This window comes from Alcaligenes sp. MMA, from assembly GCF_020907215.1.
GTDB classification, from domain to species: Bacteria; Pseudomonadota; Gammaproteobacteria; order Burkholderiales; family Burkholderiaceae_B; genus Alcaligenes; species Alcaligenes aquatilis.
In genome coordinates this window covers 496,013-518,224 of the sequence record NZ_JAJJPP010000002.1, presented here as the reverse complement: position 1 = coordinate 518,224, position 22,212 = coordinate 496,013, and the positions used below count along the sequence as shown (strand labels likewise).

The following is a 22,212-nucleotide window of genomic DNA, read 5'->3' as shown; positions in this document are numbered from 1 at the left end:
ACAAAGCACCACGATCGAAACCCTAGACAAGTATCAGGCGAATTTCCACTCGCTGGAAAATGCATGGGGCGCGCTGGCAGCGGACTCGAAAGTCACCAGTTCCCAGCTATCCTGAGCGGCGAGCAAGGCGCGCGCCAACTGATTGTTCAAACCATGACCAGATTTACACGCCACATAGCGCGCAATCAGGGGATGGCCAATCAGGTACAAGTCGCCAATAGCATCCAAAATCTTGTGCTTGACGAACTCGTCCTCGTAACGCAGACCATCGCTGTTTAAGACGCGGTACTCGTCCATGACGATAGCATTGTCCAAACTGCCACCACGGGCAAGACCTGCCGCACGCAAGGCTTCCACTTCGCTGGCGAACCCGAAGGTGCGCGCACGGGAAATGGTCTTCACATACGAGTCATGCGCAAAATCCACCTCGGCAAAATTGGCCGTTGCATCAATAGCCGGGTGATGAAAATCGATAGAGAACTGAAGGGCAAAGCCTTCATAGGGCTCCAGACGAGCCCATTTAATGTCCTGTCCCTCGCCCTCAGAAACTTCTATAGGCTTGAGGACACGCAAAAACTTCTTGGCCGCTTCCTGCTCTTGCAAACCCGCTGAACGCAACAAGTACACAAACGTACCGGCGCTGCCATCCATGATGGGGACTTCTTCAGCCGTCAGGTCCACGTGCAGATTATCGATGCCCAGACCAGCAATGGCCGACATCAAATGCTCCACGGTCGACACCCGGACATTATCCTTGATCAGCACCGAAGCCATACGTGTGCCACCGACCTTGTCTGCCTGAGCGGGTAAATCCACGATTTCGGGCAAATCAACACGATGAAACACAATACCCGTGTCAGGCGCAGCAGGACGCAGTGTCAGTTCGACACGACGACCAGAGTGCAAGCCGACTCCTTTGGTACTGATGACATTTTTGATGGTGCGCTGACGAAGCATAGCTATTCTTGTATTTGTAAAGTGTTGTTCGCAAAGACTATTGTAACCGTAATACGGGTTATCCACTATAGGCTTTCTTCAAACCTGCGTCATTGCCAAGCATCAAACACCAGAGCACGACAAAGCACTTACACCCCCTGAGCGCGAACGCCCAGGGGGAGTCGTGGGAGAAATCAAATTGGCGACTCGGGTAATCGCCGAACCTGATTTTTAATCAGCCTGCTTGCGCAAAAACGCCGGAATATCGAAGTGATCCATACCGGCGGTCTCCAACGCGCGCACCTGAGCCGAAGCCTGGCTGCGTGGGTTGCGAATGACAGCAGGTACATCAGCGTTGGCGTAATCAGCGCCGATGACAGGCATATTGTCCGTACCTGTACGTAACACTTCTTCGTTGTTTTGTACCAACTGTGGGCGCGCTTGTTTGCGACCCAGGCCGGTAGCCACAACAGTAACACGCAGGCTGTCACCCATGGACTCGTCGTAAGCGGTACCGAAGATAACGGTGGCATCTTCTGCCGCATAGCCACGAATCGTGTCCATGATTTCGCGCGTTTCGCGCATCTTCAGGGACGAGGAGGACGTAATGTTCACCAACATGCCGCGGGCACCGTGCAGATCCACCCCTTCCAGCAATGGGCAAGCGATGGCACGCTCAGCCGCCTCACGAGCGCGGTTCGAGCCGGAAGCCACTGCCGTACCCATCATGGCCTGGCCTTGCTCGCCCATAATGGTTTTCACGTCTTCAAAGTCGACGTTCACGTTACCTTCAACATTGATGATCTCGGCAATACCAGCGCAGGCATTGTGCAAGACATCGTCAGCGGCCTTGAAGCAATCGGACTGCGTGGCGTCCTCATCCATCAAGTCATACAGGTTTTCGTTCAATACAACGATCAGAGAGTGAACGTGCTTGCTCAACTCCTCGATCCCTTCTTCGGCCATGCGCAAGCGGCGGTTGCCTTCAAAGGAGAAAGGTTTGGTGACCACACCCACGGTCAAAATACCCAATTCCTTGGCCACTTCAGCCACAACGGGGCTGGCGCCCGTACCGGTACCACCGCCCATACCGGCCGTGATAAACACCATATTGGCACCGTTCAGTGCGGCGCGAATTTCTTCACGAGCAGTTTCAGCGGCCGCACGGCCTTGATCAGGCTTGGCACCGGCACCCAAGCCACTGCGGCCCAGACGGATCTGGATAGGAGCATCGCTGCTGGCCAGAGCCTGCGAATCAGTATTGGCGCAGATGAAATCAACGCCCTGAACACCAGACTTGATCATATGCATCACAGCGTTGCCGCCTGCGCCGCCCACGCCCACGACCTTAATGACCGTGCCGCTACCGCTGGTATCTAACATTTCAAAGTTCATCATGATTGACTCCCACTCAAACACTTAATTAGTCAAGTTCCTACGTACTTCCCCGATACAACTGAAATTTGGAATCAGCTCAAAACATCTGCCAACCAAGGGGTTCGCACCCGGTTTGAACTGCCTCCTGGACCGCCCTTTCAGGCTGCCCGACCTGAGCGTATTGCAACGCCCTTAATTCATGAACCATTCCTTCATGCGTGCCATCAGGCCTTTGACGCTCCCTTTTTGCTGGGCCACTTTGCGGCCACGAGCGCTTTGCAGGCGAGCTTCGGTCAACAGCCCCATCACCGTCGAAAAACGAGGGTTACGCATCACATCAGCCAAACTGCCTTCATAGCTGGGCACAGCGATACGCACTGGTTTCAGGAATACGTCCTCGGCCAGTTCCACGATGCCCGGCAACATGGCCGTACCACCGGTCAGCACGATGCCCGAGGACAACAAGTCTTCGTAGCCCGATTCGCGCAGACTTTGCTGCACAAAGGTGAACAGCTCTTCCACACGCGGCTCGATCACCGCACCCAAAGCCTGACGTTTGACCTGACGGTTAGGGCGATCACCCAAACCGGGCACTTCAATCATTTCCTCCGGATGCGCCAGCGACTGCTTGGCCACCCCAAAGCGCAGCTTGATCTCTTCCGCATCTGGCGTGGGGGTGCGCAACATGGCGGCAATATCGCTGGTGATCTGGTCGCCCGCAATCGGGATTACATCGGTATGACGGATAGCCCCGCCGGTGTAGATGGCGATGTCGGTCGTACCACCGCCAATATCGACCAGCACCACGCCCAGCTCTTTTTCGTCCGCCGTCAGGCAGGACAGGCTGGAGGCCAAAGGCTGCAAAATCAGGTCCTGCACTTCCAGGCCGCAACGGCGCACACATTTGACGATGTTCTGCGCCGCGCTGACCGCACCAGTCACAATGTGCACCCGCACTTCCAGACGCAGACCGCTCATGCCGATGGGTTCGCGAATGTCCTCTTGCGAGTCCACGATGAATTCCTGCGTCAGCACGTGCAGCACCTGCTGATCGGTGGGGATGTTCACGGCCTTGGCCGTTTCGATCACGCGCGCCACATCGGTGGCTGTCACCTCTTTGTCCTTCACCGCCACCATGCCGCTGGAGTTAAAGCTGGTGATGTGACTGCCTGCAATGCCGGTGTAGACCTCACGGATCTTGCAATCGGCCATCAACTCCGCCTCTTCCAAAGCGCGCTGGATGGAATTGACTGTCGTCTCGATATTGACGACCACCCCTTTGCGCATGCCCTGGGATTCATGCTGGCCCAGACCAAGCACTTCAAACCGGCCTTCCGGCAGCACTTCGGCCACCACCGCAACCACTTTGCTGGTGCCGATGTCCAATGCAACGATCAGGTCTTTGATGTCACGAGTCATATATTCTTTACTTCACAGGGGTAGATGAAACCGGAGCCAGCGTTATCGCAAAGCCATTCGGGTAACGTAAATCGGCACTTTGCAAAGCACGGTCGCCAAGCCGTTGCATCAAGGCAGGCCAGGCCTGCACAAATCGTTCGACACGAACCGCAAAGGGCAAGGCCCCTTTTCGGCCGTGCGGGTCGGCGATATCAGCCGCCGGGTCGCGGCCCAGGCTCAACTGCACACCGTTCGACAAAACCACATCCCAGGCATAGCGCGGGCTCAAGGTCACTTCACTGACCTGCACGTCCAGAGGGCCAAACCAGCGTGCCAGCTCGGCATAGCGCTGCACCACCAGACGCTCCGAGTTCGGAGGGCCACTTAACTGAGGTAAATCCACATCATCGGGCACCACCGCTTTATTAGCCGAAAATGACTCACCCCAGGTGTTGATCATCTCGTCTTCATTCCAATACGCCAGCGGCTGCTGCTCTTCAATCCGTACCGACAGGCTGTTGGGCCAGACGCGGCGAATTTGCGCACGTCGCACCCAAGGAGCCGTTTCAACCAAAGCGCGAGACTGATCCAGGTCTACCGTAAAGAAATTTCCCTGCAAACGACCGGCAATCGTGGCTTTCACCCCTTCTGGAGTAACGTAGGCCAGACGTTCGCCTTGCGAGGACTCGATCTGAATGCGCTCGATATTGAAGTACGGACGACGCACCGCCCAAACCACAACACCGATCACCAATGCCGATACCGCTAGCAAAGCCAGCGTATTGGCGATCAGGTTGGTCAGACGGGCATCGGAAAACATGACTCAGACTCCACGCTCTATAGGCTGCGGGCAATGGCCTGCACTTTGCAGCGTGCCGTTGCCAAAATGTTCACACACAACTGGGCGTAGCTAATACCCTCCGCTTTGGCTGCCATAGGCACCAAAGAGTGGCTGGTCATGCCAGGAGAGGTGTTCATCTCCAGCAACCAGGGACGGTTCTGCTCGTCCAGCATGAAATCGGCACGGCCCCAGCCTTCGCAGCCCAGTGCATTAAATGCACGAACCGAGAGGTCCTGAATATGCGCCGTCAGTTCAGGCGACAGATCAGCAGGACAGAAGTATTGGGTTTCGTCCGAGTAGTACTTGTGTTCAAAGTCGTAATTGCCTTGCGGAGCCACAATGTCGATCACAGGCAAGGCACGCGCCTGGGCACCCACGCCGATGATGGGCACTGTCAGTTCGCGACCACGAATGAATTGCTCTGCCAACACGTTTGTGTCGTAATGCATAGCCGTTTCGAAGGCGGCAACAGCGTCCTCGGCGCGATCCACACGCACCACACCCACAGTCGAACCTTCATGAGGGGGCTTCATGATCAGGGGAACACCCAGACGTTCCACTGCGGCGGCAACCTGGCTGACATGATCCAATTGCGCAAAGCCAGGGGTGGGTAAACCCAGATGCTGCCAAACGTGCTTGGTCATGATTTTGTCCATGGCCAGACCGGAGGCCATCACTCCGCTACCGGTGTAAGGGATACCCATCCATTCCAGTGCCCCCTGCAAGGTGCCGTCTTCGCCGTAACGACCATGCAAAGCAATGAACACGCGATCAAAACCGGCCTGAGCCAGTTCGGTCAGTCCTTTCTCGCCCATATCGAACAAATGCGCATCCACCCCCATGCTGCACAGAGCTTCATGCACGCCTGCACCAGACATCAAGGACACTTCCCGTTCGGCGGACTTGCCGCCGTACAACACGCCGACCCGACCAAAATCCGCTGTCATGCCATTTCTCCCAATTGAGCAGGAATCCGGCTGATGGATCCTGCACCCATTACCAACACCACATCACCATCACGGACAAAGTCCAGAACGGCTTGTGCCATATCGCTGATTTCGGCCACAAAAATAGGTTCGACCTTGCCCAGTACGCGCACGGCGCGACTCAAGGCACGGCCATCGGCGGCCACCAGGGGCGCCTCGCCTGCGGGATAGACCTCACCCAGGAGGACAGCGTCAGCCTGGCTAAGTACCTGCACGAAATCTTCAAAGCAATCACGGGTACGCGTATAGCGGTGTGGCTGGAACGCCAACACAATGCGGCGATCAGGCCAAGCACCCCGTGCGGCCGCCAAGGTAGCAGCCATTTCGACAGGATGGTGACCATAATCGTCAACAACGGTAAACGTCCCGCCGCCTTGCGCCTGGGAAACCGGGAAGTCCCCCACCATGGAGAAGCGACGGCCCACACCGGTGAACTCTTTCAGGCCTTTGGCAATGACCTCGTCGCTGACACCCAATTCAGTGGCTACTGCAATAGCGGCCAAGGCATTGAGTACATTGTGTTTTCCGGGCAGATTCAGACACACGGACAGCAAAGGAAGCTCACCTGTTGCCCCTTTGCGCTGCACATCAAAACACATGGTGGTGCCACGGCTTTCGATGTTGATCGCGCGGACCTGAGCATCGGTATCAATACCGTAAGTGGTGACAGGGCGCGATACAAAAGGAATGATTTCGCGCACATTCGCATCGTCATTGCACACAATGGCACTGCCGTAAAACGGCAGGCGATGCGTAAAATCAATGAACGCACTTTTCAGTCGGGCAACGTCATGACCATAGGTGTCCATATGGTCTACATCGATATTGGTGATGATGGCCATCACCGGCAACAGATTCAAAAAGGAGGCGTCAGACTCGTCGGCTTCCACCACGATGTAATCACCCTGCCCCAAACGAGCATTGGCACCCGCCGAATTCAGGCGACCACCGATCACAAAGGTCGGGTCCAGATCAGCGGCCCCCAACAGACTGGCCACCAAGCTGGTGGTGGTGGTCTTGCCGTGCGTGCCGGCCACGGCGATACCGCGCTTTAAGCGCATCAGCTCGGCCAGCATCAGGGCACGTGGCACCACAGGGATGCGGGCTGCACGCGCAGCCAGAACTTCGGGGTTGTCGCCTGCAATGGCGGTGGAAGTGACAATAGCGCCCATACCAGCGACGTTTTCAGCCTTGTGACCGATAACAATACGGGCACCGAGCTGCTCCAGGCGACGAGTTACCGCCGTTTCCTGGATATCCGAACCACTGATAGCAAAACCCAGGTTCAGCATGACTTCGGCAATGCCGCTCATGCCCGAGCCGCCAATCCCTACAAAATGAATATGTTGAATGCGGTGTTTCATTCCACCCTCCTTGCCGCCTGCTGACATGCTTCGGCAATTTGCTGCGTGGCATTCAACTGTGCATGTTCTTGCGCGTGGCTGGCCACGCGACTTAATTCTTCACGGTCCAGTCCTTGCAACCATTGTGCAAGCCACTGGGCCGTCAACTCCGATTGTTTCTTGAGCCACGCGCCCGAACATTCGCTCAGGTAACGGGCATTGGCGCTCTGGTGATCGTCAATAGCGTGTGGCAGAGGCACAAACAAGGCCGCCACACCAATGGCGGCGACTTCGGCCACCGTCATGGCCCCGGCACGACAAATCAGTAGATCGGCCTCTTTCATGGCCTGAGCCATATCACCAATAAAGGCTTTACAGTCCGCCTGTACCTGATGATCTGCGTAGCGTTGCTGCAAGCTCTCCAGATGCTGCTGACCGGACTGGTGTGTGACATGCGGACGCTGCTCGGCAGGGATCAGTGCCATGGCCTCAGGCACCACCTTGTTCAGTGCCGCCGCCCCCAGGCTGCCGCCCACCACCAGAATACGCAGCGGTCCAGTCCGTTTGGCATAACGTTGCGCAGCGGGGCCCTGACCTACGAAGGCATCACGCACAGGGTTGCCAACCGTCACAGCGCCAGGCAAGGCACCCGGAAAACCGGTCAATACACTGGTCGCCATTTTGGCCAAGTAGCGATTGGCCGTACCGGCCACCGCATTTTGCTCATGCACAACCAAAGGACGGCGCGACACAAAAGCCATCAGGCCACCCGGGAAGGCGACATAGCCACCCATTCCCAAAACCACATCAGGTTTGGCTTGCTGCAAGCAACGGTGTGCCTGCCAGCAGGCACTGATCAAGGTAAAGGGTAAAGAGAGCAATGCCTTCACGCCCTTGCCTCGTAATCCGGAAAATCGCAGAGGCAGCATTTTAATCCCATGCTGGGGGACCAAGCTACCTTCCATGCGCTCGGGATGACCTAACCACAACACGTTCCAGCCGCGCTGTTGCATGGCTTCGGCCACGGCCAGCCCGGGCATGATGTGCCCGCCTGTACCGCCAGCCATGATCAGGATGGTTGGAGTGCTCATGTGCGCTTACCTCGCATCATTTGCCGGTTCTCAAAATCAACCCGCATTAACAAGGCAAAAGCCACCAGATTCATCACAATGCCCGAACCACCATAGCTGACCAAAGGCAGCGTCAGGCCCTTGGTCGGCAAGAGGCCCAACACGACACCAATATTGATAAAAGCCTGTACGCCAAACCAAAGCGCCACACCTTGAGCAACCACACCACTGAACAAACGATCCATGGCGCAGGCCTGACGACCAATATTGAAGCCGCGCCAGATAACAAACCCAAAGGTCAGGACCAAGGCGGCAACGCCCACAAAGCCCAGCTCCTCGCCAATAACGGCAACGATAAAGTCGGTATGGGCTTCAGGCAGGTAATGCAGTTTTTCCACGCTGGAGCCCAAGCCCACGCCAAACCATTCACCTCGGCCCAAAGCAATCAGTGAGTGCGACAACTGATAGGCACTGCCATAGGCATTGTCAGGATTCCAGGGGTCCAGATACACAAACAGACGCTCACGACGCCAAGGCGAGAGCCAGATCAGCAAAAGAAAGCTGCTGACCATAATCCCCAGCAAGGCGGAGAACAATTTTCCGTTGATCCCACCAATGAAAAGAATGCCCACCGCAATAGCCACGATGACCATGAAGGCACCGAGATCGGGCTCCATCAAAAGCAGCACACCGACCAACCCCAAGGCCACCGCCATAGGCAGGAACCCTCGCACGAAAGCATGCAGATGCTGCTGTTTGCGCACCGTGTAGTCAGCGGCATACAGCACCATGGCCACTTTCATCAGCTCCGAAGGCTGAAAGTTAATGATGCCCAATGGAAGCCAGCGGCGTGCACCGTTCACTTCTCGGCCAATTCCGGGGATCAAAACAACTACTAACAGGAAAATAGCCAGTACAAACACGGGCACAGCCAGCTTCTGCCACACCCGCAAGGGAACCGTAGCCGTGAACATGGCCAGCACCACACCCACTACGATGAACAGGGCGTGACGTATTACAAAGTAATAGCGGCCATAACTTTCATAACGCGGTCCGTCAGCCAAAGCGATCGAAGCGGAATACACCATCAGCAAACCGAACAGAGTCAGCATCAGTGTGGCGGTCAGCAAGGGACGATCCAGCACAGGCAATGCCGTACGTCCAGGACGCACCGCATTGACACCTGAGGTCAGCTCAGCAAACAGGCTCATGCCAACTCTCCTTTGTCCAACGCCATCTCGGTCACGGCAGCAACAAAGCACATGCCACGATGGTGATAGCTTTTGAACATATCCATGCTGGCGCACGCCGGGGACAGCAAGACCACATCGCCCGAACGGGCCTGTTCGGCGGCTGCCTGCACCGCAGCTTCCAGACCATCACAAAAACGGTGACGAACATCGTGTGCGGCTAGAACAGCAGCAATCTGCTTGGCGTCCTGCCCAATCAGAAAGGCCTCAGCCACATTTTGGGCAGCAGCCACAGCCAGCGGCTCAAAATCCTGGCCCTTGCCCAGCCCACCGGCAATCAGCCAGACGCGCTGATCGAAGCCACGCAAGGCCGCGACAGTCGCGCCAACGTTGGTGCCTTTGCTGTCATCCAGATACTGAACACCATCGAGCACACGAATCAGTTCTACACGGTGCGGCTCGCCTTGATAGGTGCGCAGGCCATTGAGCAACTCCGCCCAACCCAGCCCCAGGCAGCGAGCCAGCAGCAAAGCTGCTTGAGCATTCAAGGCGTTATGACGGCCCTTGATCTGCAAAGCCTCAACCGGCATCAGACGCTTCAAGCCGCCCTTGCCACGCACGGCGGGCTCAAGCGGCGCATTACGTTTTTTCAGACCGGTGGCAGGCAGCTCAAAATCGGTAGGCTCGTTGGCCACCAGCCACTGCATACCGCCATCCGTCAACAAGCCCATATCGCCCAGCAAAGCGGGCTTGTCCAGACCGAAGCTGCGCACCGACTCCTGACCGGCATCGGGAATCATGGCCATGACGGCAGGGTCATCGCGATTGACCAAGGTCACATCGCACATGCCATACATACGTTGTTTGGACTGGATATAGGCATCCATGCCGCCGTGCCAGTCCAGATGATCCTGCGAAATATTCAGCACAACGCCAGCATCCGCCTGCAAGCTAAAGGTGCTATCCAGTTGGAAGCTGGACAGTTCCAGCACCCAGACTTGAGGCAAGGCGTTATTTTCCAGAGCGTCGCACAAGGCGGTCAGCGCAGCAGGGCTGATATTGCCCACAGCTAGCGCAGCGACACCAGCTTGTTCGAGCAAGTGGCGCGTCATGGCAGTGACCGTCGTTTTGCCATTGGTGCCGGTGATGGCCACTACGCGGCTTTCATGCCCTTGATCGGCCAAATCTTTCAGGGCACGAGCGAACAGCTCGATCTCGCCAATAACTTCAATGCCACGATCACGTGCCTGAGCTAAAAAGTCAGCCAAGACAGGATCCACTGGCGACAGACCGGGGCTGATCACCACCGTGTGTACACCGCTCAGGCTATCGGCCTGCAAAGCGCTCTGCCCCAAACGCACATCCAGAGCCGTGCCAGTCAAGGCCTGGAGCTTGTCCAGACCTTGCACGTTTTCGCGCGTATCCGCCAAACGAATGCTAGCCCCCTGAGCCAAAGACCAACGAGCCGCAGCAAAGCCAGTCTCGCCTAACCCCAGGATAAGCATGAGACCGTCTTTACGGATCGAAGGAAAACTCAAGGCATTCATCGCAGTTTCAATGTAGATAGGCCAATCATGACCAGCATCATGGTGATGATCCAGAAACGGACCACTACCTGTGTTTCTTTCCAGCCGCTGACTTCAAAGTGATGGTGCAGCGGTGCCATACGAAATATTCGTCTGCCTTGTCCGTAACGTTTCTTGGTGTACTTGAACCAGGTCACCTGCAACATCACCGACAAGGTTTCCACCACAAACACGCCACCCATAATGAACAGCACGATTTCCTGACGCACGATCACAGCGATCGTACCCAGCGCCCCCCCCAGAGCCAGAGCGCCTACGTCGCCCATGAACACCTGCGCGGGATACGCGTTAAACCACAGAAAAGCCAAACCCGCACCAGCGATGGCCGCGCAAATCACTAGCAATTCGCCCGCACCGGGAATATAGGGAAACAAAAGATATTTGGAGTAGTCCACACGGCCGACCACATAGGCAAAAATGCCCAGTGCGGAGCCCACCAGCACGGTAGGCATAATCGCCAGCCCATCCAGACCATCTGTCAGATTGACGGCATTGCTGGAGCCCACAATCACTGCCCAGGTCAACACGACAAAACCCAGCACTCCCAGGGGGTAGCTCACAGACTTGAAGAACGGCACGATCAGATCAGCCTGGGTCGGCAATGACATGGTGAAGCCGCTCAAGACCCATTCTTTGAACAGGGGCCACAATTCGGTATTGGCAGGCACCGAAACGGCAAAGCTCAGGTACACGGCCGCCACCATACCGATCAGGGCTTGCCAGAAGAATTTCTGACGTGAGGACATTCCCTCGGGGTCACGGTTGACGACTTTCTTGTAGTCGTCAGCCCAACCAATCCAGCCAAAACCGAACGTCACCAGCAAAACGACCCAGACAAAACGATTGGTCCAATCTGCCCACAGCAAGGTGCTGATACCGATAGCGATCAGGATCAAAACACCGCCCATGGTGGGGGTACCGTTCTTTTGCAAATGCGATTCCGGACCGTAGGCACGTACAGCCTGACCGATCTTCAGTTCGGTCAGCTTGCGGATAACCCAGGGACCTGCCAACAAGCCAATTGCCAACGCGGTGGCGCTGGCCAAAATAGCACGCAGGGTGATGTACTCAAACACCCCAAAGGCGCGAATATGATCGTCCGATAGCCAGCGTGCCAGTTCAAGAAGCATGAGTGGCCCCTTCGTTATGGGAGAAGTGGTTCTCCAGGGCGGCAACCACACGCTCCATACGAGCACTGCGCGAACCCTTGATCAACACATGGGACGGCTCCAAAGCCAATAGGTACGCCACCATGTCCTCCAGCGTCTCGAATTGATGCGCACGTGCACCAAAAGCCTGAGCAGCATGGCTGGCATCACCACCCAAGGTCAGCAATTCATCCATGCCGCGCTCTTTGGCGTAGGCACCAACTTCCGCGTGCAACTCAGAGCTGTTGTCACCGATCTCGGCCATATTGCCTAGCACCAGCACCTTGCGCCCTTTCAGCTGTGCCAGCACATCAATCGCGGCACGCACCGAATCCGGGTTGGCGTTGTAAGTGTCATCAATCAACTGGTAACCGGAAGACAACTGCTTGGGCTGCATCCGTCCCGAGACAGGACGAAAGCTCTCCAGACCTTGCGCAATCGCGCTCAAAGGAGCACCGGCGGCATGGGCGCAAGCGGCAGCCGCCAAGGCATTACGCAGGTTATGAATACCAGGGCTGTTCAAAGTCAAGGCGCAGGACTGCCCTGCCACGTGCAGCACAAAACGAGTTTGGGCCGGCTCGACAAACATATCGGCTGCAAATACCGTCTCCTGACCACTCAGGCCAAAGCGCAACACGGTGCGCTGACCGGCTTGTTCGGCCCACATCGCACTGAAAGCATCGTCATCGGGAATGACCAGCGCGCCGTCTAGAGGCAGCGCATCAATAACGGCCCCGTTTTCACGAGCCACCGCTTCCACGCTGTGCATGAACTCCTGATGTTCGCGCTGTGCGTTATTGATCAGGGCAATCGTGGGGCGAGCCATGGACGCCAGCACGGCGATTTCGCCGGGATGGTTCATGCCCATCTCCAGGACGGCAGCCTTGTGCTCGGAGCTCAAACGCAGGATGGACAGGGGTACGCCCAGATCGTTGTTCAAATTGCCGCGAGTTGCCAGGCTTTCTGCTTCGCCCAACCAGGCGCGCAAGATAGCGGCAATCATTTCCTTGGTCGTGGTCTTGCCATTGCTACCGGTCACGCCGATGACAGGGATATCAAAGCGCGAACGCCATTCGGTGGCCAAGGTCATCAAGGCACGGCGTGTATCACCCAGTACAAGTTGGGGCAGTTCAACTTCGGTATCCCGTTGAGCCACGATGGCGGCAACAGCGCCCTGCTCTTTGGCTTTCTCCAAATAGCGGTGACCATCGAATTGCTCACCACTCAAAGCCAGGAACACATCCCCTTTGGCCAAGCTACGGGAGTCGGTGCTCAAACGCACACCACGCAACCACAGCAAGGCCGCTTTGGCCCAGTCGCAGTCATCAAACACAGAGCGTTCTCCCTGCACTTCCTGGTAGGTTTCATGCCCTTTGCCGGCCAGCAGCACAATATCGTCAGGACTGGCAGCCCAGATTGAGGACAGAATGGCGCGGGCGCGATCCATTTGTACGGCAGGCGCTTCAGGCATACCAGCCACAATCTGACGAATGATCTCGGCAGGATCTTCAAAACGAGGATTGTCAGTCGTCACCAGCACGCCGTCGGCCAGACGGGCGGCTATTTCACCCATGATGGGGCGTTTGCTGGTGTCGCGGTTACCGCCACAACCAAATACGCAGATCAGCTTGCCACCCCGAACACTGGCCACTTCACGCAGTGCTTGCAGGGCACGCTCCAACGCGTCAGCGGTATGAGCGTAATCCACCACGACCAAAGGCAGAGGCTGGCGGCCAGCGGTGCTCTTGGGCGTCACAATTTGCAAGCGACCAGGAACGGACTCCAGCTTGTCCATGATGCGAGCGATCTTGGAGACGGGCCAGCCCACCTCTTGCAGCACACCGGCCACCAACAGGAGGTTGGCCACGTTATGCTCACCCAGCAGGTGGGTCAAAATCTGTGCAGTACCGTGCGCGGTGACCAGGTTGAATACCTGGCCATCAGCCCCGGTATGCACGTCTTGCGCCAGCAGATCCACGCCAGGCTGGCTCATGGAGTACGAAATCACACGAGCAGCCAAGCCGGACTGCATCAACTCACGACCGGTTTCATCGTCCGCATTCACAACGGCGCTACGCAGACCGGGCCAGCTAAACAGGCGCAGCTTGGCCTGTTTGTATTCTTCCATGCTGTGGTGATAGTCCAGATGGTCATGCGTCAGGTTGGTGAACCCGGCAATATCAATGCGGACACCGTCCAGGCGGCCTTGCTCCAGGCCAATCGACGAGGCTTCCAGCGCCACGGCATTACCACCTTGGGCGCGAATGGCGGCCAAGCTGCGATGTACGGTCAGTACGTCCGGCGTCGTCAGTACGCCACCCAGATTGGAGCCGTCAGGCAAGGTCACGCCCAGCGTACCAATGGTGCCGCAAGGCACTTGGGAATGATTCAGAGCCGAAGCCACCCACTGCACCGTGGAGGTCTTGCCATTGGTACCGGTCACCGCGACAACCGTCATTTCCTCGGAAGGGCGGCCCCACCACTGATGAGCCACTTCACCCAACAAGGCACTGAGGTTGGCAACCTGCAAAACAGGTACGCCGGGATCCACCGCCTGATCGCCCTGCTCACGCACAATCGCAACCGCACCTTGTTGCACAGCCTGAACTTCATACTCACGACCATCACCTTGATGACCAAGGCAGGCAAAAAACGCATCACCCGCCTTGATCTGGCGGGAATCCAAACACAGGTTAGCCGTGGGCGCTACATGCTGCGCCAGCCACTCCAGTATTGCTGCGGCGTTCATCGTACATTCTCCGCACCGGGGCCAACGGCCACCAGCGAATCTATGGGCGCATCAGGCTGGACACCTAGGCGTCGCAAGCTCCGGGCCACAATTTCTGAAAAAATCGGCGCGGCAATACGCCCGCCGTAATAATTGGAACTATGTGGCTCGTCAATCGTGACGGCCACCACAATGCGAGGATCAGAGACGGGCGCAAAGCCTACAAAAGAGCCGCGATACAGAGATTTGCTGTAACGGCCATCCACAATCTTGCGGGCCGTACCGCTCTTGCCAGCAACGCGATAACCTTGCACCTGAGCCAGACGGGCACCGGCCGGGCCAGCCGCATCTTCCAGCATGGCGCGCAGTTCCGCCGCCACTTTAGGGGTATAAACCTGAACACTGGCGGGTTTGCCCTCGCGCTTGAGCAAGGTCATGGAAACCATATCGCCATTACGCGCAAACGCCGTATAGGCGTGGGCAATTTGCAGCAGGGAAACCGACAGGCCATAACCGTAGGACATGGTGGCGCGCTCGATAGGACGCCAGCGCTCCCACGGACGTAGTCGTCCGCTGGCAATACCGGGGAAGTCGGCCTGCGGAGAACGGCCAAAACCCAGCTCGGTAAATTTGTTCCACATTTCCTGCGATGTCAGACGCTCGGAAATCATGGTCATGCCGATATTGCTGGAGCGACGCAAGATTCCCGCAGCATCCAAGGTGCCATTGTGACGGCTGACATCGCTGATCACATTGCCTTGGTAGCGATACTGACCATTACCCGTATTGAACAGGGTGGCCGTGGTAATGCGGTTGATATCGAGCGCCAACCCCACCGTAAAGGGCTTCATGATGGAACCGGGCTCGAAGGTGTCGGTCAAGGCACGGTTACGCAGAGCTGGCCCCTTGCGGTCATCCCGGTCATTAGGGTTGTAGGTAGGCAGATTCACCAGGGCCAGGATTTCCCCGGTTTTTACATCCATGACCACAGCGGCAGCCGCATTGGCTTTGACATCTTCCATCCCCTTTTTCAGGGCGGTATAAGCGTCAAATTGCAAACCAGCGTCAACTGACAGGTGCAAATCCTGACCGTGAGTAGGCGGGATAACGGCGCGTACGTCTTCAACCACACGGCCCAAACGGTCACGAATCACACGACGCGAACCAGGAGTGCCGGACAAGGCAGAATTAAAGGCCAACTCAATGCCTTCAATACCTTGGTCCTCAATATTCGTAAAGCCCAGAATATGCGCCATGACTTCCCCTTCGGGATAGAAACGGCGCATTTCCTCTTGCTGGTGAATGCCTGGAATTTTCAGTTCGGCAATCTGGGCAGCCACATCGACGTCCACCTGACGCTTGATGTAAACAAAATTACGGTCCTCGACGGACAAACGGCGCTCAATATCGGATGCACCCATGCCCAACAGCTTGGCCAATTGTCCGATCTGCTCGGGCTTGGCATTACGGGCATCATCAGGAATAGCCCAGATTGCCTTGACCGGCACGCTGGAGGCCAGCACCACCGAGCCACTGCGATCAAACACCTTGCCACGCATGGGCGGCAACACCTGGGTGCGCTCGTAGCGACGCTCGCCTTGTTGCTGCAAGAATTCAGTAGACAGGCCTTGCAAGTACAAAGCCTTGACGATCAGGGCGCCGAAACCCAGGAATAAAAGAACCAGCACCAAACGCGAACGCCAAAATGGCATCTGCACGCTCAGGGCGGGATTCTCGTGATAGCCGTATCGTTTCATGGCTGCGCTCCGGGCTGCGCCAGCGTCGAGCTGAGCTGACCACCTTGCACATAGAGAGTGCGCTCAGGAGAGCTAAGCACCAGGCCCAATTCATTACGGCCAATATCATCCACCCGGGCATTACGAGCCAGTTCGGCCCGCTCCAGTTGCAAACGACGCCAGTCCGTATCCAGTTCACCGGCTTTGGTGACCAGACGATCGGTTTGCACAAACAGTTCGCGCGCCTGATAGCGCGCCGTCACCAAAGAGATGGCCGACAGCATCAACACCAAAGAGAGGGTGATGACCAGGCGCATCATCGGCGGCCTCGCTTGCCAGCAGGCTGGCGGCTATAGGCGGCCTGTTGCAGCAGACGCTCGCTGGCGCTGCGCATCCAGTCCTGGGGGATAGGGGTGTCGGTGCGTTGCACCACACGTAATACCGCCGAGCGGGCTCGGGGGTTGTCGCTGGACTCCTGGTCGGTGGGCAAGATTCTGCCCAAAGACTGCACCAGAGGCTGGGGCAAGTCTTTTTCAAGAATAGGTAGACGTGACTGTTCCTGCGCGGGACGCGCAGCTGCGTTCATGAACTGTTTGACCATGCGGTCCTCCAGTGAATGAAATGCAATCACCGCAAGCCTGCCCCGAGTCGCCAATCGACTCAGAATTGACGGAAGCGCGTACGCGAGCTCTTCGAGCTCACGATTGAGGTAAATCCGTATAGCCTGGAAGGTCCTGGTTGCCGGATGTTGACCCTTTTCGCGCGTGCGGACGACACCGGCGACGAGCTCGGCGAGATCACGCGTTGTATGTAGCGGGCGGGATTGGCGGCGATCAACAATCGCCTTTGCAATCTGGAAAGCAAACCGTTCTTCGCCATATTCTGCAATGACCTCCTTTAAAACTTCCACGCTGACCTCGGCCAGCCACTGTTCAGCGGTCAAACCACCGCTGGTATCCATGCGCATGTCCAAGGGACCTTCGCGCATAAAAGAGAAACCTCGTTGTGCGTCGTCGATTTGTGGCGAGGAAATGCCCAAATCCATCATGACGCCTTGCAATGGCCCCACCTCCAGCTCGTCCAGAGCCTGGGCCAGATCACCAAAACCACTATGTACAACCGTGACACGGCTATCTTGTGCCGCCAGCTCCTGGGCCACGGCAATGGCCTGCGGGTCCTTGTCGATCACGATCAGGCGCCCCTGCGGGCTCAAGTGCGACAACAGCAGCCGGCTATGACCACCACGACCAAAGGTGCAATCGACGTACACCCCATCGACCAGGCCCTGGATTTCAGGGTTTTGCGCCCAGCGCCGGGCCTCAAAGGACGGATCCACGAGGGCCGCCACCGTAGGCTCCAACAGCACGGATCGATGTACCAGCGTCATGACTTACTCAGAAAGAAAAAGTGTCGAATACGTCTGTGGAGTTTTCAGCCAGATCCTGGGCCTGTCGGCGTTCCAGTTCCTGGGCATTCCACAACTCAAAATGGGTGGCCATACCCAGCAGCATGGCGTCGCGCTCCAGCCCCACTGCGGCGCGCAGTTCGGGAGCGATCAATATCCGACCAGCGGAGTCCAGATCAACGTCCTGAGCACTACCCAGCAGCAGGCGTTGCAAGAAACGGGCACTCATGGGAAAGCGGGCAATTTGTTCGCGCTTTTCTTCCCACACACTGCGCGGATACACCAGCAAACAGCCGTCGGGATGGCGAGTGAGGGTCAAGCGGCCTTGTTCCTGTTGCAAAAGCGCGTCACGGTGCCGAGTCGGAATGGACATCCGACCCTTAGCATCCAGTGTGAGTGCGCTGCTGCCTTGGAACACTTTTTTCCCCCACTTTTTTACACTATTTCCTACTTTTCCCCACTCTACGGGGGAAAGGCTTTTCGGTCAAGGCAGCGGTTGCAATTTTTTCAATCACAACAAGCACTTAGCGCACTATCCTAGAAGTGACGGAAAAAAAATACTGTGTTAAATCAAGAAATTGCGTTGCGCATTAAAAGTGAATTGTTATAAAAACGCGCACAAGCGACTCCTGCCAAGGATTCAACATCCTTAACAATTGCTTTCAAATGTACGAAATCAATGCAATTGGTGGCGAATGCCAGGAGAAGTGTGAGACAGGCCTATAGGCCGGATTCTGTATGCCAGCGGGAACCCGCTGACCGGCAATCATTCCTCTGGACCGACCATTGCTGGCCGGTTCTAGCTACCTACCCGCATACTAAGACGAGCCGCCTATCGGCTAAAAAGCCTGCGTATGCCTATTTGGTATTGCTCCGGGTAGAGGTTACCGCGTTTCACCCCACAGCACTTTGCACCGAAATGCAAGAAAACACGGAAGTGGCCGTATCTGTGCCTGCTTGCGCAAGCCCTTGCTGTGGTCTCGTCTCTGTGGCCCTAGTCCTCGGCTTATCTGACGTGATGCCAGCCTTGCCGGACGGCTGTTAGCCGCTACCCTGCTCTATGGAGTCCGGACCTTCCTCGATACTTGCGTACCGCGACTGCCCAGCCTGCCTCACAGATGCATTGTAACCTGCGACAATAGAGAAATTCGCAGGACGCGCTGTTTTATCTGGAGTCTTATGTCCAACAATCTGATTTCCCTGACCGATGTCCAGTTGGCATTCGGCCACCATCCCTTGCTGGACCATGCCGATCTGGTCATACAAAAAAACGAACGCATCGGTCTGATCGGGCGCAATGGTGCTGGCAAATCATCACTTCTGAAAATTCTGGATCAACGCCAGGCGCCTGACGACGGCCAGATCAAACGACTGGGTGGGCTGAAAATTGCCACCGTCGAGCAAGAACCCGAGCTAGATCCCGAAGTCAGCATTTACGACTTTCTGTGTGGCGACTTCACCGAAACCGAGGACTGGCAACGCCCTGCCCGAGTCAATGCTCTGATGGACAAGCTGGGGCTGGACCCCGACGCCCTGACCGGCAGCCTGTCTGGCGGCCAGCGCAAACGCGTGGCCCTGGCCAATGCGCTGGTGGAAGAGCCTGATCTGCTCTTACTGGACGAGCCCACCAACCACCTGGACTTTGACGGCATTCTTTGGCTGGAACAGTTGCTGCTGGATTTTCGCGGCAGTGCCGTCATCATTACCCACGACCGCCGATTCCTGGATGTGGTAACTACCCGCATCATCGAGCTGGATCGTGGAAAACTCTTCAGCTTTCCCGGCAACTTCAGCCAATGGCAGGAACGCAAAGCAGAGTTCCTGGAAGCGGAAAAGCAACAAAATGCCAAATTCGACAAATTCCTGGCCCAGGAAGAAGTCTGGATTCGTAAGGGCGTGCAAGCGCGCCGCACCCGCGACGAGGGCCGGGTGCGCCGTCTGGAACAATTACGCCGTGACCGTGCCGAGCGTCGCGAACGTTCGGGCGACGTCAAATTCGCCATTTCTGAGGGCCAACGCTCCGGCAAACTGGTTGCGGAACTGCAAGGCGTCACACACGGCTACGATGGCCGCATCCTGATCAAAGACTTCTCGACCGTGCTGATGCGTGGCGACCGTATTGGTCTAATCGGCCACAACGGCGCAGGCAAGACCACCTTATTGCGCATCATGCTGGGTTTGCAGGAACCCAATTCCGGTGTAGTACGCCACGGCACCAAACTGAATATTGGTTACTTTGACCAGATGCGTAGCCGCCTGGACGAAAACGCCACGCTGGCTGACACCATCAGCCCTGGCAGCGAGTGGGTGGAAATTGGCAATCAGCGCAAGCACATCATGAGTTACCTGGAGGACTTTCTGTTCCCCGCCGCCCGCGCTCACTCCCCTGTACGTAGTCTGTCCGGCGGTGAGCGTGCCCGTCTGGCGCTGGCCCGTATGTTCGCCCAACCCACGAATGTATTGGTGCTGGACGAGCCGACTAACGATCTGGACATTGAAACGCTGGAACTGCTGGAAGACCTGATTCAGGATTACACCGGCACTGTGCTGCTGGTCAGCCACGACCGTACCTTCCTGGACAACGTAGTTACTCAGGTCATTGCTGCTGAGGGCGACGGCCATTGGGGTGAATATGTAGGTGGCTACGACGAGTGGCTGGCACAACGTCCGCAAACCAGAACCGAGACAGCGGCCAGCAGTGCTCCAGCGCCAGCCGCAGCCGAAAAATCTGCCACCGAGCGCAACACCAAGACTGCCAAGCCTGGCCGTCTGGCGCCATGGGAAGAAAAGGAACTGGAAGCGCTGCCCGAGAAAATTGCAGCCATAGAAAGCCAGCAAGCCGAACTGGCAGAACAACTAAGCGCACCGGATCTCTATAAAGATGGCTCTACCCTGGCCGACGAGATCAACAGCCAACTGGATCAGCTCAATAAAGACTTGGAGCAGCTATTTGAACGCTGGGAAAAACTGGAAGAAAAACGCTTAGCCAGCTAAAGGGGAGACGGAGGAATCAGGGATTCAGCCCTGTAAAGCCGAACTGATCCACAGATTCCTCTTCAGTCCGGGCAACGCGCTGACAATCGACCATGATCGGCTCGAGTACCGTGCAACAACACGGCAGAACCTCGCCTGGGCCGACATACGCTAAGGGCTGCTCTTTATAGGCAACCTTTCCATAAACAAGAGGAATACGGCAGGAGCCGCAATAGCCGCTCCTGCATTGGTACTCGACCTGATGGCCGGTTCGCTCCAAACCTTCCAACAAGGTTTCGCCGTCCCGCAACTGAAAGTAATCATCAGTTGTCCGGACTAGACTCATAGCTCAATACCGTCGAAGTCGCCAGCCGACACGGCCGAATCAATCTGACCGACCAGGTAAGAGCTCAACTCCACCTCTTGAGGTGCCACCTGCACGGTGTCCGAGGACAACCAGGTGTTGATCCATGGAATGGGATTGTGTTTGACAGACTCAAACGCAGGCTTCAGGCCCACTGCACCCATACGGATATTGGTGATGTATTCCACATACTGGCTCAGAATGTCTTTGTTCAGGCCAATCATGGAACCGTCGCGAAACAGGTAATCCGCCCACTGCTTCTCCTGCTCGGCCGCGTCTTTGAACATGTCAAAACACACCGGCTCTAGCTCATGAGCGATCTGAGCGAACTCAGGATCGTCACTACCAGAACGCAAGATATTAATGATGTGCTGCGTACCAGTCAGGTGCAGCGCTTCATCACGAGCGATCAGGCGAATGATCTTGGCATTACCTTCCATCAACTTGCGCTCGGCAAAGGCAAAGGAGCAGGCAAAGCTGACGTAAAAGCGGATGGCCTCAAGAATATTGACGCTCATCATGCACAGATACAGCTTCTTTTTTAGCTCATAGAGGCTCAACGTGCGAGTCTCGCCGTTGATCTCATGTTCACCAGCCCCCAACTGGGCGTACAACATGGTGTCACTGATCAGGTCGTCGTAATACGACGAAATATCGGCGGCACGCAACTGGATGTTCTCGTTACGCACGATGTCGTCAAAGATAACGGACGGATCATTGGCAATATTGCGAATGATGTGCGTGTACGAGCGTGAGTGAATCGTCTCGGAAAACGCCCAGGTTTCGATCCAGGTTTCCAGCTCTGGAATCGACACCAGGGGCAGGAAGGCCACATTGGGGCTACGCCCCTGGATTGAGTCCAGCAAGGTTTGATATTTCAGGTTGCTGATGAAAATGTGCTTTTCATGATCAGGCAGGTTCTGATAGTCGATCCGGTCCTGAGTAATATCGACTTCTTCTGGGCGCCAGAAAAAGGACAGCTGTTTTTCAATCAGCTTTTCAAAAATCGGATATTTCTGTTGGTCGTAACGCGCTACGTTAACCGGCTGCCCAAAGAACATGGGCTCTTTGAGCTGATCGTTATCCGTTTTAGAAAAAGTACTATAGGTAGTCATGATGCTCTTTACCCTT

At 56.4% G+C, this 22,212-nt stretch carries 18 protein-coding genes and 1 other RNA gene; 1 reads left to right on the top strand and 18 read right to left on the bottom strand.

Translation table 11 applies throughout. From position 1 onward, the window contains the following. Nucleotides 1–33 precede the first annotated feature (33 nt). From lpxC to rnpB, 16 genes are all read right to left on the bottom strand, one after another. Nucleotides 34–957, bottom strand: a complete 924-nt coding sequence (gene lpxC, locus LNA76_RS10885; protein WP_094195758.1) for a UDP-3-O-acyl-N-acetylglucosamine deacetylase — start codon at nucleotides 955–957, stop codon at nucleotides 34–36. Between the two features lie 210 nt (nucleotides 958–1,167). Beyond that, entirely contained in the window at nucleotides 1,168–2,334 is a 1,167-nt protein-coding gene (ftsZ, locus tag LNA76_RS10880; RefSeq protein WP_094195757.1) for a cell division protein FtsZ, read from the bottom strand. 171 nt (nucleotides 2,335–2,505) lie between these two features. Continuing rightward, entirely contained in the window at nucleotides 2,506–3,732 is a 1,227-nt protein-coding gene (gene ftsA / locus LNA76_RS10875) for a cell division protein FtsA (protein ID WP_189391907.1), read from the bottom strand. 7 nt (nucleotides 3,733–3,739) lie between these two features. Beyond that, nucleotides 3,740–4,531 carry a cell division protein FtsQ/DivIB gene (locus LNA76_RS10870; protein ID WP_094195756.1) on the bottom strand — a complete coding sequence of 264 codons (792 nt, stop codon included), beginning with the start codon at nucleotides 4,529–4,531 and terminating at the stop codon, nucleotides 3,740–3,742. A 17-nt stretch (nucleotides 4,532–4,548) separates the two neighbouring features. Then, nucleotides 4,549–5,499: a D-alanine--D-alanine ligase gene (locus LNA76_RS10865; protein WP_094195755.1), complete on the bottom strand. Its 951-nt coding sequence runs from the start codon at nucleotides 5,497–5,499 to the stop codon at nucleotides 4,549–4,551. After that, entirely contained in the window at nucleotides 5,496–6,902 is a 1,407-nt protein-coding gene (gene murC, locus LNA76_RS10860; RefSeq protein WP_094195754.1) for a UDP-N-acetylmuramate--L-alanine ligase, read from the bottom strand. Before murC ends, LNA76_RS10865 begins: the two co-directional genes overlap by 4 nt. After that, nucleotides 6,899–7,972: an undecaprenyldiphospho-muramoylpentapeptide beta-N-acetylglucosaminyltransferase gene (murG, locus tag LNA76_RS10855; RefSeq protein ID WP_094195753.1), complete on the bottom strand. Its 1,074-nt coding sequence runs from the start codon at nucleotides 7,970–7,972 to the stop codon at nucleotides 6,899–6,901. The genes murC and murG overlap by 4 nt, the downstream gene beginning before the upstream one ends. Continuing rightward, nucleotides 7,969–9,162, bottom strand: coding sequence for a putative lipid II flippase FtsW (gene ftsW, locus LNA76_RS10850; protein WP_123051201.1), 1,194 nt, complete (start codon nucleotides 9,160–9,162; stop codon nucleotides 7,969–7,971). The genes murG and ftsW overlap by 4 nt, the downstream gene beginning before the upstream one ends. Continuing rightward, complete coding sequence (murD, locus tag LNA76_RS10845; protein WP_094195751.1) at nucleotides 9,159–10,688, bottom strand: UDP-N-acetylmuramoyl-L-alanine--D-glutamate ligase; 1,530 nt, start codon at nucleotides 10,686–10,688, stop codon at nucleotides 9,159–9,161. Before murD ends, ftsW begins: the two co-directional genes overlap by 4 nt. Continuing rightward, nucleotides 10,685–11,857, bottom strand: coding sequence for a phospho-N-acetylmuramoyl-pentapeptide-transferase (gene mraY, locus LNA76_RS10840; RefSeq protein WP_094195750.1), 1,173 nt, complete (start codon nucleotides 11,855–11,857; stop codon nucleotides 10,685–10,687). Before mraY ends, murD begins: the two co-directional genes overlap by 4 nt. Next, a complete protein-coding gene (murF, locus tag LNA76_RS10835; protein WP_230019063.1) occupies nucleotides 11,847–14,624 on the bottom strand; it encodes a bifunctional UDP-N-acetylmuramoyl-L-alanyl-D-glutamate--2,6-diaminopimelate ligase MurE/UDP-N-acetylmuramoyl-tripeptide--D-alanyl-D-alanine ligase MurF in 2,778 nt (925 codons plus the stop codon). The genes mraY and murF overlap by 11 nt, the downstream gene beginning before the upstream one ends. Continuing rightward, on the bottom strand, nucleotides 14,621–16,360 hold the full coding sequence (locus LNA76_RS10830) for a peptidoglycan D,D-transpeptidase FtsI family protein (RefSeq protein WP_094195748.1): 1,740 nt from the start codon (nucleotides 16,358–16,360) through the stop codon (nucleotides 14,621–14,623). Before LNA76_RS10830 ends, murF begins: the two co-directional genes overlap by 4 nt. Beyond that, complete coding sequence (gene ftsL / locus LNA76_RS10825) at nucleotides 16,357–16,659, bottom strand: cell division protein FtsL (protein ID WP_094195747.1); 303 nt, start codon at nucleotides 16,657–16,659, stop codon at nucleotides 16,357–16,359. Before ftsL ends, LNA76_RS10830 begins: the two co-directional genes overlap by 4 nt. Continuing rightward, nucleotides 16,656–17,726, bottom strand: coding sequence for a 16S rRNA (cytosine(1402)-N(4))-methyltransferase RsmH (gene rsmH / locus LNA76_RS10820; RefSeq protein ID WP_094195746.1), 1,071 nt, complete (start codon nucleotides 17,724–17,726; stop codon nucleotides 16,656–16,658). Before rsmH ends, ftsL begins: the two co-directional genes overlap by 4 nt. A 7-nt stretch (nucleotides 17,727–17,733) precedes the next feature. Beyond that, the gene (mraZ, locus tag LNA76_RS10815) at nucleotides 17,734–18,162 is read right to left on the bottom strand and encodes a division/cell wall cluster transcriptional repressor MraZ (protein ID WP_003803565.1); all 429 of its coding nucleotides are present in this window, start codon (nucleotides 18,160–18,162) and stop codon (nucleotides 17,734–17,736) included. 289 nt (nucleotides 18,163–18,451) lie between these two features. After that, nucleotides 18,452–18,858, bottom strand: an RNA gene (gene rnpB, locus LNA76_RS10810) — RNase P RNA component class A. A 65-nt stretch (nucleotides 18,859–18,923) separates the two neighbouring features. Here rnpB and LNA76_RS10805 point away from each other — a divergent pair. Further along, the gene (locus LNA76_RS10805) at nucleotides 18,924–20,738 is read left to right on the top strand and encodes an ATP-binding cassette domain-containing protein (protein WP_108728036.1); all 1,815 of its coding nucleotides are present in this window, start codon (nucleotides 18,924–18,926) and stop codon (nucleotides 20,736–20,738) included. A 16-nt stretch (nucleotides 20,739–20,754) separates the two neighbouring features. Here the strand turns inward: LNA76_RS10805 and yfaE are convergent, their stop codons facing one another. Both yfaE and nrdB read right to left on the bottom strand, forming a co-directional pair. Then, nucleotides 20,755–21,063, bottom strand: a complete 309-nt coding sequence (yfaE, locus tag LNA76_RS10800) for a class I ribonucleotide reductase maintenance protein YfaE (RefSeq protein WP_094195744.1) — start codon at nucleotides 21,061–21,063, stop codon at nucleotides 20,755–20,757. Then, a complete protein-coding gene (nrdB, locus tag LNA76_RS10795; RefSeq protein ID WP_094195743.1) occupies nucleotides 21,060–22,196 on the bottom strand; it encodes a class Ia ribonucleoside-diphosphate reductase subunit beta in 1,137 nt (378 codons plus the stop codon). The genes yfaE and nrdB overlap by 4 nt, the downstream gene beginning before the upstream one ends. Between the last annotated feature and the right edge of the window lie 16 nt (nucleotides 22,197–22,212).